We start from the raw sequence: 14,285 nt of genomic DNA on the forward strand, positions 1-14,285 counted from the left end.
GCCGTTCGCGGGATACGCTTCCGAAACGGCCGGTCGCCGTGTGCGTTCCCGCGAAAACCACATATAACAGGGGTCAACATGCCATTCGCCCATGACATGGTGTACTCACTCGCCACTCTGATCGACCTGATCAACACCTCCCCCTCCGTCGGAGGTGAGGAGGGGCTGGACGACCTGCGGGCGCTCGGCGAGTTCGTGGAACGTCAGCAGGTGAGCAACGTCGGCAGGCTGCGGGCCGCCGACCTGACCGAGGTCCGGGCCCTGCGCGAGTCCTTCCACCGGGTCATCGTCGCCCCCGACCGGGCCACCGTGATCATCCGGCTGAACACGCTGCTGGGCGGCACCAGGATCACCCCCACCCTGGCCGAGCACGACGGCCACCCCCTGCACATCCACTACTTCGCGCCGGGCGCGTCGCTCGCCGAGCGGCTGTCGGCCGACCTCGGCGTCGCCCTGGCCCACCTGCTCGTCGAGGACGAGTGGGAGCGCCTGCGGAGCTGCTCGGCCCCCGACTGCGACCACTTCTTCCTGGACGAGTCGCGCAACCGCTCGCGCGTCTACTGCGACAGCCGCACCTGCGGCAACCGCATGCACGTCGCCGCCTACCGCGCCCGCCGCCGCGCCTGAGCCCCGTCCGCCCGACGCCGGGCCCGGCGGCCCGGCGTCACGCACACGATGTCAGCGGGAGACCTCGTTGGGCACCGCTCCGCCGTACCGGCGGTCGCGCTTGGCGTAGGTCTCGCACGCCTCCCACAGGTCGCGGCGGTCGAAGTCGGGCCACAGGCGGTTGAGGAAGACCATCTCGGCGTAGGCACTCTGCCAGAGCAGGAAGTTGGAGGTGCGCTGCTCGCCGGAGGAGCGCACGAACAGGTCGACGTCGGGGATCTCCGGCTCGTCGAGGTAGCGGGCGAAGGTCGACTCCTTGACCCGGTCGGGCTTGACGCGCCCGGCGGCGATGTCGGCGGCCAGGCGGACCGCGGCGTCCACGATCTCGGCGCGGCCGCCGTAGTTGACGCAGAACTGCAGGGTCAGGGTGGAGTTGCGCTCGGTCATCCGCTCGGCGTCCTGCAGCTCGCCGATGACGCTCTTCCACAGCCGCCCGGGGCGGCCCGCCCAGCGGACCCGTACGCCCATCGCGTGGAGCTGGTCGCGGCGGCGGCGGATGACGTCGCGGTTGAAGCCCATCAGGAAGCGCACCTCGTCCGGGGAGCGCTTCCAGTTCTCGGTGGAGAAGGCGTAGGCCGACAGGTAGGGGACGCCCAGCTCGATGGCGCCCTCGATCACGTCGAAGAGCGACGCCTCGCCCGCCTTGTGGCCCTCGGTGCGCGGCAGCCCGCGCTGCTTGGCCCACCGGCCGTTGCCGTCCATCACGATCGCCACGTGCCGGGGCACCAGGTCGCGCGGGATGGGGGGCGGGACGGCTCCGGAGGGGTGCGGTGCCGGAGGGCGGACGTTCACCGGAACCTCCCGAGGAAGCCCTGTCCTTCAGGCCAGGAAGGAATCAAAAGCGGGAGGGCCGCCAAGGCCCGAACCCGTCTTGACCGCTCAGTCATTTCGGTCGGCTTCTTTCTGCGTCGTGTAGCCGTAGCCGTCTGCGCGCTGGAGATGACGGACATGTTTGTGGTTGATTCCGGCGACGCGGCCGTGCCGGGTGGTGATGTCGAAGAAACCAGAGGAGCGGACCAGGACCCGGCCGAGGTGAACCCCGGCTTTCCTACCCGTCGGGACGTTCGCCCGGACCAGGTCGCCGGTCTGGAAGCCGTGGTGCCGCTTGCTCCGCGGCCGGGTAAGGCGGGGGAAACCGTAGCGGTCCGGGGTGGTGCGGGCGTAGGCACCGCGCCCGGTCGCCGTGACCACCAGGAGCGCCGACGGCCACCCGGTCACCGTCTCCAGCCAACCGACGTGCAACGCGTCCAGGGTGTGGGACTTCGGTGCGCCGGTCCGGGAGCGGTTCCACTTGGTGCGCCCGCCGGAGGCCGTCGCGACCGGCGGGCCGGTCGCCTCCAGTGCCCGCCACAGCGCCCACCGGGTGGCGTTGAGGGCCGCGGCGTCACGCAGCGGAGCCTTCGCCCGCGCGAGGATCCTCGCCAGAAGTGCGGGCTTGGTCTTCAGGAACTCCTCGATCGGGGTGGCGTTCTTGGCCTGGTTGCACGGAACGCAGGCCAGGGTGAGGTTGGCGATCCGGCCGGAGCCGCCGCGGGAGCGCGGGTGGATGTGGTCGATGTTCAACGGCACCCCGGTCGCACCGCAGTAGGCGCACCTGCGGCCCCACGTGGTCAGCAGGTACTCGCGGACCTCGTACCCGGCGAGCGTGCCCCGCTGGTATTCCACCCCTTCGAGCGCCCTGTCGGCCGACAGGGCGTGGGTGTCGAACGCAGCCCGTTCCATGTGGACGGCGGTGACCGGCGCCCAGCGTCTCAGGCGGCCCACCCAGGACATGGTGGTGTCCACGCGGTGCTGAAGAGACGGTGCCAGCCATCCTTCAGGTCTGGTGCGGTTGCGGAAGCGGGGAGCGCGGTAGCGCAGGTTGCGCGACCTGCGCCCCCGGCGGCGGGCGGCCCGCGCGGTGAGCCTGTCGCGGATCCGCCCGCCCCGGTGATCGAGCTGGAGGGCGTACACGCCGGTCCTGCTCTCGTCGTGCTCGGTGAACACGGCGATGCCGGTGTGCTTGGAACCGGGGTCGATGCCGACCGCGACCCCCTGAACGGTGGAGTCGGCGGCGGCACGATCTTTGAGCCGGATGACGAACGGGGTGTGACGGTGCACCACGGCCCGACCGGAACGCAGGAGTTTGCGGGCGCAGGCCGGGCTCGTGGGTTGTAGCGGCCGGCCGTGCCTGTCGAGGACGAACACGGCCGGGTGGGCTTGACTGCCCGCTCCCTTCCCGGCCGAAGCCGGGCCGGGGTGACGCCGCGGCGGACGGGTGCCGTCCGCTGCGGTCTCCCCTCGCCCATGTCGAACACCAGGTACCGCCGTGTGGCGGTGTCCGTGAGCCGTTTCGTCCCGACCCTGCGGGGTGTCTGCTCCCACGGATTCCAGAGCGGCGGGCTGAGGAAGCACCCGCCGGTGGGTCTGCTGTCTTGTGTTCAACGTAGCCATCACAACGCACCTCCTTGAGCTGATGGCTGGGGCTGGTCAACATGGGGCATCGGTACGCGGTGCGGCGCCTCAAGCCCCGGCCTTCAATCCAGGGTCGTTGACGAGGCTGGCTCCCTTTCTACGTGCCGAAGAGAGCGTATTCCGTGTTCGAGGTGCCATTGGAGATACGCGGCCACCAGGCCGCTGCACTCGGCGCGGTGGCGCCCCTCGGAGGCGTCGGCGGTCGCCCAGTCGCCCTTGAGCAGCGCGCTCATCAGGGCGATGGTCTCCCCCGCGGGTACGGCGGAGCCGGCCGGGCGGCACGCGCCGCACACCACTCCCCCGGCCACGATGGCGAACGCCCGCACCGCGGGGGCCTTGCACCGGGCGCACGCCTCCAGAGCCGGGGCGTAGCCGGCGACGGCCAGCGAGCGCAGGAAGTAGGCGTCGAGCACCAGCCTGGGTTCGTGCCCGCCGGAGCCGAGCGTGCGCAGGCCGCCGACCAGCAGCAGGAACTGGCGAAGCGCGGGCTCCTTCTCCCCCATGATCAACCGGTCGGCGGTCTCCAGCATCGCGCTGCCCGCGGTGTAGCGGGGGTAGTCGTGGACGAGCGCCTCGCCGTACGGGTGGATCGTCTCGGCCTGGGTGATCACGTCGAGGGTGCGGCCGTTGTGCAACTGGAGGTCGACGTGGGTGAACGGCTCCAGCCGGGCGCCGAAGCGGGACATGGTGCGCCGGACGCCCTTGGCGACGCCGCGGACCTTGCCGGTGCGCCTGGTCAGGACGGTGACGATGCGGTCGGCCTCGCCCAGCTTGTGGGTGCGCAGCACGATGCCCTCGTCACGGTACAGACTCACCGGATCAGTTTAGTGCGGTGACCGGGACGAAAGGCCGTTTTACCCGGTTCACCGGCACGGAACGATCACGAGTGCGCGTTGTTCACCCGAAACTAACTAAACTTTGGCTCTCGGCGAACCCCCCGCCTTGATGTTCCACCCCCGCCCCCGCACGAAAGGGTGCCATGCCCCGCGTGGTCCTGCTGGGTTCATCGCCCGGCCACGATGACGTCCCCGGCCAGCCGGCGCCGCCCGCCGCGCTGACGCTGCCCGCGCTCCCCGGCTGCCCCACGGTGATCGGCAAGCTGCACGGACAGCTCGCCTCCCTCGACCCGGCACCGGTGACGATCGCCCGCGTCGCCGACGCGCCGGCCTACCGCGGCTTCCCCGGCACGCTCGTCGAGACCGCGGATCTGGCCGGCGACCTGCGCGCCCTGGCCGACGCGGTCGAGGACAGCGAGGAGAACCTGCTGATCCTCCCGTCCAACTCGCTGATCCACGACGAGCTGATCTACCAGATCACCAAGTCGAAGCGCGGCGCGCTGGCGCTGATCGCCAAGGAGCCCCGCGAGGACCGCGAGGAGGACGAGAACGGCGACCTCATCGTCCCGGACGTCCCGATCAGCGAGGCCGAGCCGGAGATCGGCGAGCGGGTGTACGAGGGCCTGCCGGTCCGGCTGCGCGCCGCCAGGTCCCGGATCATCTCCGTCGGCTCGGCGTTCCACGCCGTGACCCGGCCCAACGCCATCGCACTCGGCCCGCTGCACCTGCACCGCAAGCACGCGCCCACGCTGGCCGAGGCCGCCCGCGAGCTGGCGGACATGGCCCACCTGTTCGGCCCCGAGGACGACCTGGTCCAGCTCCTGGTCCTGGGCCTGGTGCGGCGGGGCGTCTCGGTCGGCATCCGCGGCCGCCGCGACCTGTTCTTCCGCCGGGTCACCTCGCCCGAGCAGGCCGACGAGGCCGTGGCCGAGATGGCGACCTTCGACGAGGACCGCGCCCGGCTGAACAACGCGGTCAAGGGCGCCGACGGCTTCTTCACCACCTTCTTCGTCAGCACCTACTCGCGGTTCATCGCCCGCTGGGCGGCCCGGCGCGGGCTCACCCCGAACCAGGTCACGCTGATCTCGATCGCCCTGGGCGTGGCGTCGGCGGCGTGCTTCGCCACCGGCGCGCGGGCCGGGATGATCGCCGGTGGCATCCTGATCTACTTCGCGTTCGTGTTCGACTGCGTGGACGGCCAGGTCGCCCGGTACGCCCGCAAGTTCGGGGTGCTCGGCGCGTGGCTGGACGCCACCTTCGACCGCTTCAAGGAGTACGTGGTCTTCGCGGGCCTGGCGATCGGCGCGGCCGTGTCCGGTGTCGGCGACGTGTGGACGCTCGCGCTGGTGGCGCTGGCCCTGCAGTCCGCCAAGCACCTGCTGGACTTCTCCTTCGGCGCCGCCAACCGGCGCAAGCCGCCGTCGCCGCTGCCGTCGATGCCCCTGTCGATCAGCCCCGACACCGACCTGCGCCTGGCGCTGGAGCAGCGCCGGATCGCACGCAGCGGCGGCATCCGCGGGCTGCTGAGGATGTGGAGCAAGGCCGGCAGGAACCGCGCCGTGTACTGGGCCCGCAAGATGATCGTCTTCCCGATCGGTGAGCGCTTCGCGGCCATCGCGATCGTCAGCGCCCTCTTCGACGCCCGGATCACCTTCATCACGCTGATCATCTGGGGCGGCATCGCCGCCACCTACACGCTCACCGGACGTCTGATGAGGTCGCTCGCATGATCACCCAACCGCAGACCACGCCCGTCCCGGACCCGTACGAGGAGCGGCTGCGCATCCAGACCGCCCGTCTGCTCGCCTACCGCGACGACGGTCCGCTGGTGACGGCGCTGCGCGGCAGGATCGGTCCCGGGCTGCCCGCGGTGCCCGCCGCGGTCGCCGCGCTCGTGCTGATCATCGCGATGGCGGCGGCCGGGATGCTCAAGGACGGCCCGGTCCTGCTGCTCCCGCCGGTGGTGATGCTCGTCCTCGTGCTGCCGACCGCGGCCCGTGACCACCTGGGCAGGATCGACTGGCTGCTGCCGCCGCTGATCCGGGCCACCGAGTTCCTCACGATCATCCTGATCGGCCTGGCGGCGGACGCGCCCAAGTGGCTGATGTACGTGCTGCTGTACGTGATCGGCTACCACACCTACGACACGGTGTACCGCACCCGGCAGAGCATCTGGCCGCCCGACTGGGTGTTCCGGGCGGGCCTGGGCTGGGAGATCCGGCTGCTGCTGATCGGCGCCGGCGCGGCGCTGGGCGTGCTGACCTGGGTGCTGGCCGCGCTGACCGTCTATCTCGGCGTGCTGTTCGCCGTGGAGAGCGTGACGAGCTGGGTGCGCCTCGACAAGCAGTCGGCGATGCAGGCCAGCGCGAGCGACGACCTGGAGGCCTCCCCCGAGGAGGCGCAGGAGCAGGTGACGGGCGAGCCCGCCTGATCCGCCGCACCGGTCTCGCGGAAGGGGCCGCGGTGATCCCCGGATCCGGGGATCACCGCGGCCCCTTCGCCGTCTCCGGCGCGGCCCCGGGGCGTGCGCCGGGGTCCGGGCGGCGTCCGCGTCCCACCCGTGCCGCGGACGGTCTCGTTCCGGGCCGCCTCCCGGGGCGGGACCGCCTCCCGGGGCCGGGGCGCCGCGACCAGCGGGTGACCACGGCCGCCGCCACGACGGCGAGCACGACATCGGCGACGACGCCCGGCCAGGTCTCGGGCCTCATCCAGTACAGGCCCGACAGGAGCCACGCGGCCGCGCCGACCGCCCAGGGGCCGGGTGCGCGCCGTCATGACGCCCCGATCCGGTCGGCGGCGACGAGCACGGCGGCGCCCAGGACCGCCAGGCTCAGGTTCGCGTAGACCTCGTAGCCGGTCAGGAAGTCCAGGCGGGGGATGACGACGCGGTTGAAGAGGTTGAGGAGCCCTCCCATGAACGGCTGGACGAACAGGCGGTCGATCGTCCCGCTGACGCCCTGGAGGATCATGACGAATCCGATGAACTGAACGGCTTTGCCCATGGATCCGACGCTAGGGACCGCCGTCCCGGCGGAGATCGGCCGTCGGGATGCCCCGCTCCGACCGGCGTCGCCGTTCCCGGGCGCCGCCGCGGACGAAGGTAGGTGGCCGGTGCGACTTTGGTATCGCCCGCCGCCCGCGACGGGCGGCATCCCCGTTCCGGCTTCTAGGCTTTCGGGGGATGAACGGATCCGAACCCGCCGCCGGGGTCCGGCGGAGCCCGCGCGACTGGGCCGTGGACCTCCTGCTGTTCCTGCTGGCGGTGGTCTTCGGGCTCGTGATGTCGGAGATGCGGCTGGAGGTCTACCCCCGGCCGGAGAAGTGGCTGTTCCACCTCGACCAGGTCACCGGCGCGCTGGGCTGCGCCGCGCTGTGGCTGCGCCGCCGCCGGCCGGTCGAGTTGGCCGTCGTGCTGACGGTCCTGTCGTCGTTCTCCGAGACGGTCGGCGGCGCGATGCTGGCCGCGCTGTTCACGGTCGCCGTGCACCGGCCGCCGCGCACCACGTCGGCGGTCTTCTCACTGAGCCTGGTGGCGGCGCTGGGTTTCGCCGTGCTGCGCCCCGAGCCCGAGGACCCTCCTCTCCTGGTGTTCCTGCTGGGCCTCTCGTTCCAGGGGGCCGCGGTGGGGTGGGGCCTGTTCGTCCACCACCGGCGCAGGCTCGCGGCGTCGCTGCGCGACCGCGCCGCGCGGGCTGAGACCGAGGCGGTGCTCCGCGCCGAGCAGGCCCAGCACCGGACCCGCGAGGCGATCGCCCGGGAGATCCACGACGTCCTCGGCCACCGGCTGTCGCTGCTGAGCGTGCACGCCGGCGCGCTGGAGTACAACCCCGGCGCCCCGCCCGAGGACGTCGCCCGGGCGGCCAGGGTGATCCGGGAGAGCGCTCACCAGGCGCTGCAGGACCTGCGCGAGGTCATCGGCGTGCTCCGGGCACCGGTCGGCGAACTGCCGCAGCCCACCCTCGCCGACGTCCGGGAGCTGGTCGCCGAGTCGAGCCGGGCGGGCATGGAGGTGACCTTCGGCGAGGACCTCCCCGGGACCGCCCCCGACCCGGCGGGCCGCACCGCGTACCGGATCGTCCAGGAGGGGCTGACCAACGCGCGCAAGCACGCCCCCGGCGCCCGGGTGACGGTCCGGCTCGCGGGGGCGCCGGGGGCGGGGCTGACCGTCGAGGTGCGCAACACCGCTCCGCCCGGAGCACCCGGCGCCGCGCCGGGCGCACCGGACGCCTCGGGGCCCGCGCACGGCGACCCTACGTCCACGACGCCCGTGTACGGCGGGCCCGGCTCGCCCGCGTCCGCCGAGCCCGCGGGGCCCACCGGGCCGGCGGTGTCCGCGTACGGCGGGCCCGGCTCGTCCGTGTCCGGCGCGGGGCCGGGGCAGGGTCTGGCCGGCCTGGCCGAACGCGTCGCCCTGGCGGGCGGCCGCCTGGAGCACGGGCCCGGCGACGCGGGCGGCTGGCGGCTGGCGGCCTGGCTACCATGGCCGCCATGACCGGTTCCGCCCCCGCGCAGGTCGGCGTGCTCATCGCCGACGACGATCCCCTGGTCCGCGCCGGTCTGGTGATGATGCTGGGCGGCGCCCCCGACATCCGCGTGGTCGCCGAGGCGGGCGATGGGGCCGAGGCCCTCCGTCTCGTCGACCGGCACGCCCCCGACGTGGTCCTGATGGACATCAGGATGCCCTCGATGGACGGGCTGGCCGCCACCGAGAGGCTGCGCGCCCGGGGCGGCGCGCCGGAGGTCATCGTGCTGACCACCTTCGACGCCGACGAGCACGTCCTGCGCGCCCTGCGCGCCGGAGCGGCCGGGTTCCTGCTCAAGGACACCCCGCCCGGTGAGATCGTGACCGCGATACGCCAGGTGGCGCGGGGGTATCCGGTGCTGTCGCCCTCGGTGACCCGCCGCCTCATCGACCGGGTGGCCGATCCCGCTCCCGACCTGCGGCGCGCCCGCGCCAGGGAGCGCCTGGCCGGGCTGAACGACCGTGAGCGGCAGGTCTCCGTCGCGGTCGGACAGGGCCGGTCCAACGCCGAGATCGGGGCGACGCTCTTCCTCAGCGTGCCCACGGTCAAGACGCACGTCTCCAGCGTCCTCGCCAAGCTCGGCCTCAACAACCGCGTCCAGATCGCGCTGCTGGTCCACGAGGCGGGGCTCCTCGACGACCACGGCTGAGGCGACCATGGCCGAGGCGGTCGCGGCGGGGCGGGCGCGGGCACGGGCGCGGCGGGCCGTACGGTCCCGGCCGGGCGGTCGTGCCCGGGACGGCCGCGGGCGGGCCGTACGGCCCGCTGTGTTAGAAAGCAGCGGTGGAGTTGGACCGGCTTGACCGTGACATCATCGGGGCGCTCGTCGAGGACGCCCGCGCCACCTACGCGGAGATCGGGCAGCGGGTGGGCCTGTCGGCGTCGGCCGTGAAGCGCCGCGTCGACCGGCTGCGCGACCGGGGGGCGATCACCGGGTTCACCGCGCGGGTGGAGCCCACGGCGCTCGGGTGGACCACCGAGGCGTACGTGGAGCTGTTCTGCGCGGGCAAGACCTCGCCGCCGGAGATCGGGGTGGCCGTGGCCCGCCATCCGGAGGTGGTCTCCGCCTGCACCATCACCGGCGAGGCCGACGCGCTGCTGCACATCAGGGCCACCGACGTCCGGCACGTGGAGCGGGTGATCGAGCGGATCGCGGCGGAGCCGTTCGTGGTGCGGACGAAGAGCTCCATCGTGCTCTCCCGGCTCATCGACACCCCGCTCATCGTCACGCACAACGAATCCCCGTTCCCCCCGTGAAACACGCAAGGAATCGGCGCGAACGCGCATGGTCGTGCTCTTGGCCCGCGTGAACCCGCGTTCCTAGGCTGTAGCCGTTCTCACCGCGACGGTCTCAGCCGATGGCCGCCGCCGTTTCCCACCACGACGTCCTTTGCGGGGTTTCGCATGTCCAAGCACTACCTCATGTGCCGGCCCGACCATTTCGCGGTGGAGTACGCGATCAACCCGTGGATGCACCCGGAGGCGGGCGCCGACCGGGACCTGGCGATCCGGCAGTGGGAGACCCTCCGGAAGGTCTACCTCGAGCTCGGGCACGAGGTCAGCCTGATCGAGCCGATCGAGGGCCTGCCCGACATGGTGTTCGCGGCCAACGGCGCGCTGGTCGTCCGCGGCCGGGTGTACGGTGCGCGGTTCACCTACCCGCAGCGCGCCGCCGAGGGGCCCGCCTACCTGAACTGGTTCGCCTCCAACGGCTACGAGCCGGTGTGCGAGCCGGCCTTCACCAACGAGGGCGAGGGCGACTTCCTCACGCTCGACGACGTGATCCTGGCCGGGACCGGTTTCCGCACCGACATCACCGCGCACAAGGAGGCCCAGGAGTTCCTCGGCCTGCCGGTGGTGACGCTGCAGCTCGTGGACCCGCGCTTCTACCACCTCGACACCGCGCTTTTCCCGCTAAACGGACATAACGTGGCATACTTCCCAGGGGCCTTCTCGGCGGGCAGCCAGGAGGTGCTCCGCACCATGTTCCCCGAGGCCGTCATCGCCACCGAGGACGACGCGACCGTCCTGGGGCTCAACGCGGTCAGCGACGGGACCAACGTAGTGATCAACACGGAGGCGGCCGACCTCCAACTGGAGCTCAAGCGCCGCGGTTTCGAGGTCGTGCCCGTCGACCTTTCGGAGCTGCGCAAGGCGGGCGGCGGACCCAAGTGCTGCACGCTGGAGATCCGGGGATGAACACAGGCAGGACGGCCTGACAGCAAGGAACCGCACCAGAGGAACGGCGAACATCGGATGACCAGCACCAACGAGTTCATCGAACTCAGCGAGCGCCGCAGCGCGCACAACTACCACCCGCTCCCCATCGTGATCCAGGAGGCGCAGGGCGCCTGGGTGACCGACGTGGAGGGCAAGCGGTTCCTGGACTGCCTGTCCGGTTACTCCTCGCTGAACTTCGGCCACGGGAATCCGAAGATCATCGCGGCGGCCCAGGAGCAGCTGTCCAGGCTCACCCTCACCAGCCGCGCGTTCTTCCACGACCAGTTCGCCGCCTTCGCGGCCGGGCTGGGCGACCTCACCGGCAAGGACATGGTCCTGCCGATGAACACCGGCGCCGAGGCCGTGGAGACCGCGATCAAGGTGGCCCGCAAGTGGGGTTACGAGGTCAAGGGCGTGACGCCGGACCGGGCCAACATCATCGTGATGGAGGACAACTTCCACGGCCGCACCACCACGATCGTCGGCTTCTCCACCGACCCCGACGCGCGCGGCGGCTTCGGCCCCTACACCCCGGGCTTCAGGATCGTGAAGTACGGCTCGGTCGAGGCGATCCGCGAGGCGATCGACGAGGACACCGTCGCCGTGCTGCTGGAGCCCATCCAGGGCGAGGCCGGCGTGCTGGTCCCGCCGGACGGCTACCTCACCCAGGTGCGGGAGCTGTGCACCGAGCGGAACGTCCTGATGATCGCCGACGAGATCCAGTCCGGCCTCGGCCGCACCGGCGACACCTTCGCCTGCGACCACGAGGGCGTCATCCCGGACGTCTACGTGCTGGGCAAGGCCCTGGGCGGCGGCGTCGTCCCCGTCTCGGCGATCGCCGCCGACGAGGACGTCCTCGGCGTGATCAGGCCGGGCCAGCACGGGTCCACCTTCGGCGGCAACCCGCTGGCCTGCGCGGTGGCGTGCGCCGTCATCGAGATGCTCGGCACCGGCGAGTACCAGGCGCGGGCCAGGGAGCTCGGCGCGGTCATGCACGAGCGGCTGCGGGCGCTCATCGGCCACGGCGTGGTGGCCGTGCGCGGCCGCGGCCTGTGGGCGGGCGTGGACGTCGACCCGTCCGTGGCGGGAGGCCGCGAGGTCTCCGAGGCGCTGATGCGCCGCGGCGTCCTCGCCAAGGACACCCACGGCTCGACCATCCGGCTCGCCCCGCCGATCGTCGTCTCCGAGGAGGACCTCGTCTGGGCCGTCGACCAGCTCGCCGACGCCATCGCCGAACTCACGAGGTGACCGCCCCCGGTACGGCCCCGCCCGGCGGCGCGGGCCGTACCGGTCATCACTCCCAGGCGCGCAGGAGATCCTCGGGGCCGTAGGCGGCCGCCAGGCCACCCGCCGTCGTCCCTGATCGGGAAACGGCGATCATCGGAAGGGGCGTCGCCCCCGCGACGGCCCCCTGCGCCTGTGCCGGCCGGGCCAGGTCGTGATCGTCGAAGGGTTGCTCCTGGAGCCACTTCACCGAACCGACGAAGAAGAGCCGTCTGGCGACGGGCCCGCGATCGGCTCCGACGATGTCTATTTCCACGTCGTTCGTGCGAGTCCAGAAAGAGCCCACCTCGACCACGCCGGGGAAGGTCTCGCCGGGCAGCAGGCGGGCCAGAGCCTCGCGTACCACGGGTTCCACCGCTCGCCCGCGCCGGTAGAACGGCCTGCCGTAACCGGTGAGCGCCTCCGTCATCGACAGGTCCGAACCGATCAGGATCAGCAGGACGGGCTTCCGCTCGAAGAACCTGTCCCAGGCCCGTTGCAACGTACCCTCGAAGCCGGGGTCTCGCTGCGCGAGACAGGGAACCTCGTCGATCACCACCACGGAGGCCCGGTCATCGGGCAGCACCTGGCTCAGTAGGTGAAATGCCCCGTCCCAGGTGTTCACCGGGGTTTCGGCGAGCAACGTCCGTTCCCGGACCCCGGAAAGCGCGGCGTCCTTGCGGAACTGCTCCGGTTCCCGCTTCACCCGCACCCCGCCGGCGGTGTGGTACAGCACCGGCGCGCCGACGGCCGCCCCCCTTCTCCGCCCGCTCAGGCTTCTTCACCGAGCCGGAAATTCTGCCTGTTCCAGCGGACACGTATGGGTTGAACCCCGAAAAGCGCAGAAGGGCTGACAAGGACGATGCGTGGCTGAAGCACATGAGACAGACGACCGATCCCGGTTCGAGGCCGTGTACCGGAAGACGTACGAGCAACTCCTCGGATACGCCGTACGCCGGTGCTCCTCACCCGAGGACGCGGCCGATGTCGTGGCCGAGACCTATGTGGTCGCCTGGCGGCGGGTGGACGAGCTTCCGCACGGCGACGCCGGCAGGCTCTGGTTGTACGGCGTGGCCCGGCGGATCCTGGCCAACCACCGCCGCGGCGAGCGGCGCAGGGCCACCCGGCACGCCGAACTCGTCGCCGAGGCCGAGCACCTCTACGCCGCGTCCTCTCCCCGGAGTGCGCCGGACAAGGTGGGCGAGGCCATGGACATGCTCACGGACGACGACCGCGAACTGCTGGCCCTGGCCGTCTGGGAGGAACTCGACCCCGGAGAGATCGCCGAGGTACTGGGCTGTTCGCGCAACGCCGCCCGCATTCGCCTGCATCGGGCCCGCAAGCGCTTCACCAGGGCGCTGGAGGAGACCCGCCCATCGGCCCGTTTCGAGTCCCGGCCGCTCATCGAGAAGGAGTCGCAGTGAACAACGACCAGCTCTTCAGGAGCCGGGCGAGGGTGCTCGACGAGGACCTGGCCGGCCGGGCGTCCACCGCGGGGGCGGACGCGCTGCTGGCGGAGATCGTCGCACTGGAGCCGGTTCCGGCCCGGCGACGGCGGATGCCCTCTCCCCGCCGCGCCCTGCTCGGCCTGGCCGCGGCCGCCGTCCTGGCGGGAGCCCTGGTCGTCGGACCGTCCCTGCTCGGGGCGTCCGAACAGGTGTACGCCAGTCAGGCCGTGACGATCGACCGCGTCGGCGACGAGTTCGCCTTCTACTTCACCGAGGGGGATCCCGATCCCGTGGAGCTGGAGAAGGCCTTCCGCAAGGTCGGCCTGGACGAGCTCACGGTGACGCTGATCCCCGTCTCGCCGCGGCAGCCGAGTCCCGTCTTCGGATTCGAGAAGTCCGACCCCCACGCGAAGGCGACGTTCACCGGAGGCGACTGTTCCGAGCGGGTCGCTGACTGCCTGACGGCCTTCAGCGTCACCGCGGACATCAAGGGGCCCGCGGAGGTCCGGCTGGGCCGCCCGGCGAAGCCCGGCGAGAAGTACGCCTACCCCGCCGACGCCGGCTGGCCGGGCGAGGCGCTGTCCGGGGTGACGCTCCAGGGGCGTTCGGCGGCCGAGGCCGCACGCGTCGTCCGCGAGCGCCGCCTGAAGGTGGCGTACAACCTCGACTGGCCGCTGCGGAACGGCGACGAAGGCGTTCAGTTCGAGCAGGATGTCCCCGCCTCCCGGATCGACCCGGGCTGGTCGGTGGCGAAGGCGGAAAGCTACAACGACGGCGTGATCGTCCTGCACGTCGAGCCGGGTCCGGACGCGACCCCGCCGCCCGGATTCTGAGGCGGCCGCGTCACCCGCCCTCGGCGGCGCCCCGGCCGCGCG

General features: G+C 72.0%; 15 protein-coding genes. 10 read left to right on the forward strand and 5 right to left on the reverse strand.

Features of this window, described 5'->3' with window-relative positions:
* Positions 1-78: 78 nt before the first annotated feature.
* Positions 79-627: a CGNR zinc finger domain-containing protein gene (locus IEZ10_RS02615; protein WP_189244782.1), complete on the forward strand. Its 549-nt coding sequence runs from the start codon at positions 79-81 to the stop codon at positions 625-627.
* 51 nt (positions 628-678) lie between these two features.
* Here the strand turns inward: IEZ10_RS02615 and IEZ10_RS02620 are convergent, their stop codons facing one another.
* The 3 genes from IEZ10_RS02620 to recO form a co-directional block, all read right to left on the reverse strand.
* Entirely contained in the window at positions 679-1,458 is a 780-nt protein-coding gene (locus IEZ10_RS02620) for an isoprenyl transferase (protein WP_179818757.1), read from the reverse strand.
* An 87-nt stretch (positions 1,459-1,545) separates the two neighbouring features.
* A complete protein-coding gene (iscB, locus tag IEZ10_RS02625) occupies positions 1,546-2,853 on the reverse strand; it encodes an RNA-guided endonuclease IscB (protein WP_189244783.1) in 1,308 nt (435 codons plus the stop codon).
* Positions 2,854-3,182: 329 nt separating this feature from the next.
* Positions 3,183-3,935: a DNA repair protein RecO gene (gene recO, locus IEZ10_RS02630; protein WP_189244784.1), complete on the reverse strand. Its 753-nt coding sequence runs from the start codon at positions 3,933-3,935 to the stop codon at positions 3,183-3,185.
* A 164-nt stretch (positions 3,936-4,099) separates the two neighbouring features.
* Here recO and IEZ10_RS39745 point away from each other — a divergent pair, with 164 nt between their 5' ends.
* Positions 4,100-5,686 (forward strand): CDP-alcohol phosphatidyltransferase family protein, encoded by a 1,587-nt coding sequence (locus IEZ10_RS39745; RefSeq protein WP_189244785.1) that lies wholly within the window; start codon positions 4,100-4,102, stop codon positions 5,684-5,686.
* Positions 5,683-6,387: a DUF5941 domain-containing protein gene (locus IEZ10_RS39750; protein ID WP_179818760.1), complete on the forward strand. Its 705-nt coding sequence runs from the start codon at positions 5,683-5,685 to the stop codon at positions 6,385-6,387. Before IEZ10_RS39745 ends, IEZ10_RS39750 begins: the two co-directional genes overlap by 4 nt.
* Before the next feature lie 340 nt (positions 6,388-6,727).
* On the opposite strand, the gene IEZ10_RS02645 is transcribed toward IEZ10_RS39750, so the two are convergent.
* Complete coding sequence (locus IEZ10_RS02645) at positions 6,728-6,958, reverse strand: hypothetical protein (RefSeq protein WP_189244786.1); 231 nt, start codon at positions 6,956-6,958, stop codon at positions 6,728-6,730.
* Positions 6,959-7,137: 179 nt separating this feature from the next.
* Here IEZ10_RS02645 and IEZ10_RS02650 point away from each other — a divergent pair, with 179 nt between their 5' ends.
* The 5 genes from IEZ10_RS02650 (at position 7,138) to rocD (ending at position 11,947) form a co-directional block, all read left to right on the forward strand.
* Complete coding sequence (locus IEZ10_RS02650) at positions 7,138-8,448, forward strand: sensor histidine kinase (protein WP_189244787.1); 1,311 nt, start codon at positions 7,138-7,140, stop codon at positions 8,446-8,448.
* The gene (locus IEZ10_RS02655) at positions 8,445-9,128 is read left to right on the forward strand and encodes a response regulator transcription factor (RefSeq protein ID WP_229810871.1); all 684 of its coding nucleotides are present in this window, start codon (positions 8,445-8,447) and stop codon (positions 9,126-9,128) included. Before IEZ10_RS02650 ends, IEZ10_RS02655 begins: the two co-directional genes overlap by 4 nt.
* A 134-nt stretch (positions 9,129-9,262) precedes the next feature.
* Positions 9,263-9,736, forward strand: coding sequence for an Lrp/AsnC family transcriptional regulator (locus IEZ10_RS02660; protein WP_189244789.1), 474 nt, complete (start codon positions 9,263-9,265; stop codon positions 9,734-9,736).
* A gap of 147 nt (positions 9,737-9,883) precedes the next feature.
* Positions 9,884-10,678: a dimethylargininase gene (gene ddaH / locus IEZ10_RS02665; protein ID WP_189244790.1), complete on the forward strand. Its 795-nt coding sequence runs from the start codon at positions 9,884-9,886 to the stop codon at positions 10,676-10,678.
* A 57-nt stretch (positions 10,679-10,735) separates the two neighbouring features.
* The gene (gene rocD / locus IEZ10_RS02670; protein WP_189244791.1) at positions 10,736-11,947 is read left to right on the forward strand and encodes an ornithine--oxo-acid transaminase; all 1,212 of its coding nucleotides are present in this window, start codon (positions 10,736-10,738) and stop codon (positions 11,945-11,947) included.
* Between the two features lie 46 nt (positions 11,948-11,993).
* Here rocD and IEZ10_RS02675 read toward each other — a convergent pair whose 3' ends face one another.
* Entirely contained in the window at positions 11,994-12,698 is a 705-nt protein-coding gene (locus IEZ10_RS02675) for a hypothetical protein (RefSeq protein WP_189244792.1), read from the reverse strand.
* Positions 12,699-12,828: 130 nt separating this feature from the next.
* Between IEZ10_RS02675 and IEZ10_RS02680 the strand changes: the two genes are divergently transcribed.
* Positions 12,829-13,386 carry an RNA polymerase sigma factor gene (locus IEZ10_RS02680; RefSeq protein ID WP_189244793.1) on the forward strand — a complete coding sequence of 186 codons (558 nt, stop codon included), beginning with the start codon at positions 12,829-12,831 and terminating at the stop codon, positions 13,384-13,386.
* Positions 13,383-14,243 carry a hypothetical protein gene (locus IEZ10_RS02685; RefSeq protein WP_189244794.1) on the forward strand — a complete coding sequence of 287 codons (861 nt, stop codon included), beginning with the start codon at positions 13,383-13,385 and terminating at the stop codon, positions 14,241-14,243. Before IEZ10_RS02680 ends, IEZ10_RS02685 begins: the two co-directional genes overlap by 4 nt.
* Positions 14,244-14,285: the final 42 nt, after the last annotated feature.

This window comes from Streptosporangium pseudovulgare (assembly GCF_014648055.1).
GTDB classification, from domain to species: domain Bacteria; phylum Actinomycetota; class Actinomycetes; order Streptosporangiales; family Streptosporangiaceae; genus Streptosporangium; species Streptosporangium pseudovulgare.

Coding starts and splice junctions, on each gene's coding strand:
- IEZ10_RS39750 (WP_179818760.1), top strand. CDS start 5,683: ATGATCACCCAACCGCAGACCACGCCCGTCCCGGACCCGTACGAGGAG.
- rocD (WP_189244791.1), top strand. CDS start 10,736: ATGACCAGCACCAACGAGTTCATCGAACTCAGCGAGCGCCGCAGCGCG.
- IEZ10_RS02650 (WP_189244787.1), top strand. CDS start 7,138: ATGAACGGATCCGAACCCGCCGCCGGGGTCCGGCGGAGCCCGCGCGAC.
- IEZ10_RS02615 (WP_189244782.1), top strand. CDS start 79: ATGCCATTCGCCCATGACATGGTGTACTCACTCGCCACTCTGATCGAC.
- ddaH (WP_189244790.1), top strand. CDS start 9,884: ATGTCCAAGCACTACCTCATGTGCCGGCCCGACCATTTCGCGGTGGAG.
- IEZ10_RS02645 (WP_189244786.1), bottom strand. CDS start 6,958: ATGGGCAAAGCCGTTCAGTTCATCGGATTCGTCATGATCCTCCAGGGC.
- IEZ10_RS02655 (WP_229810871.1), top strand. CDS start 8,445: ATGACCGGTTCCGCCCCCGCGCAGGTCGGCGTGCTCATCGCCGACGAC.
- IEZ10_RS39745 (WP_189244785.1), top strand. CDS start 4,100: ATGCCCCGCGTGGTCCTGCTGGGTTCATCGCCCGGCCACGATGACGTC.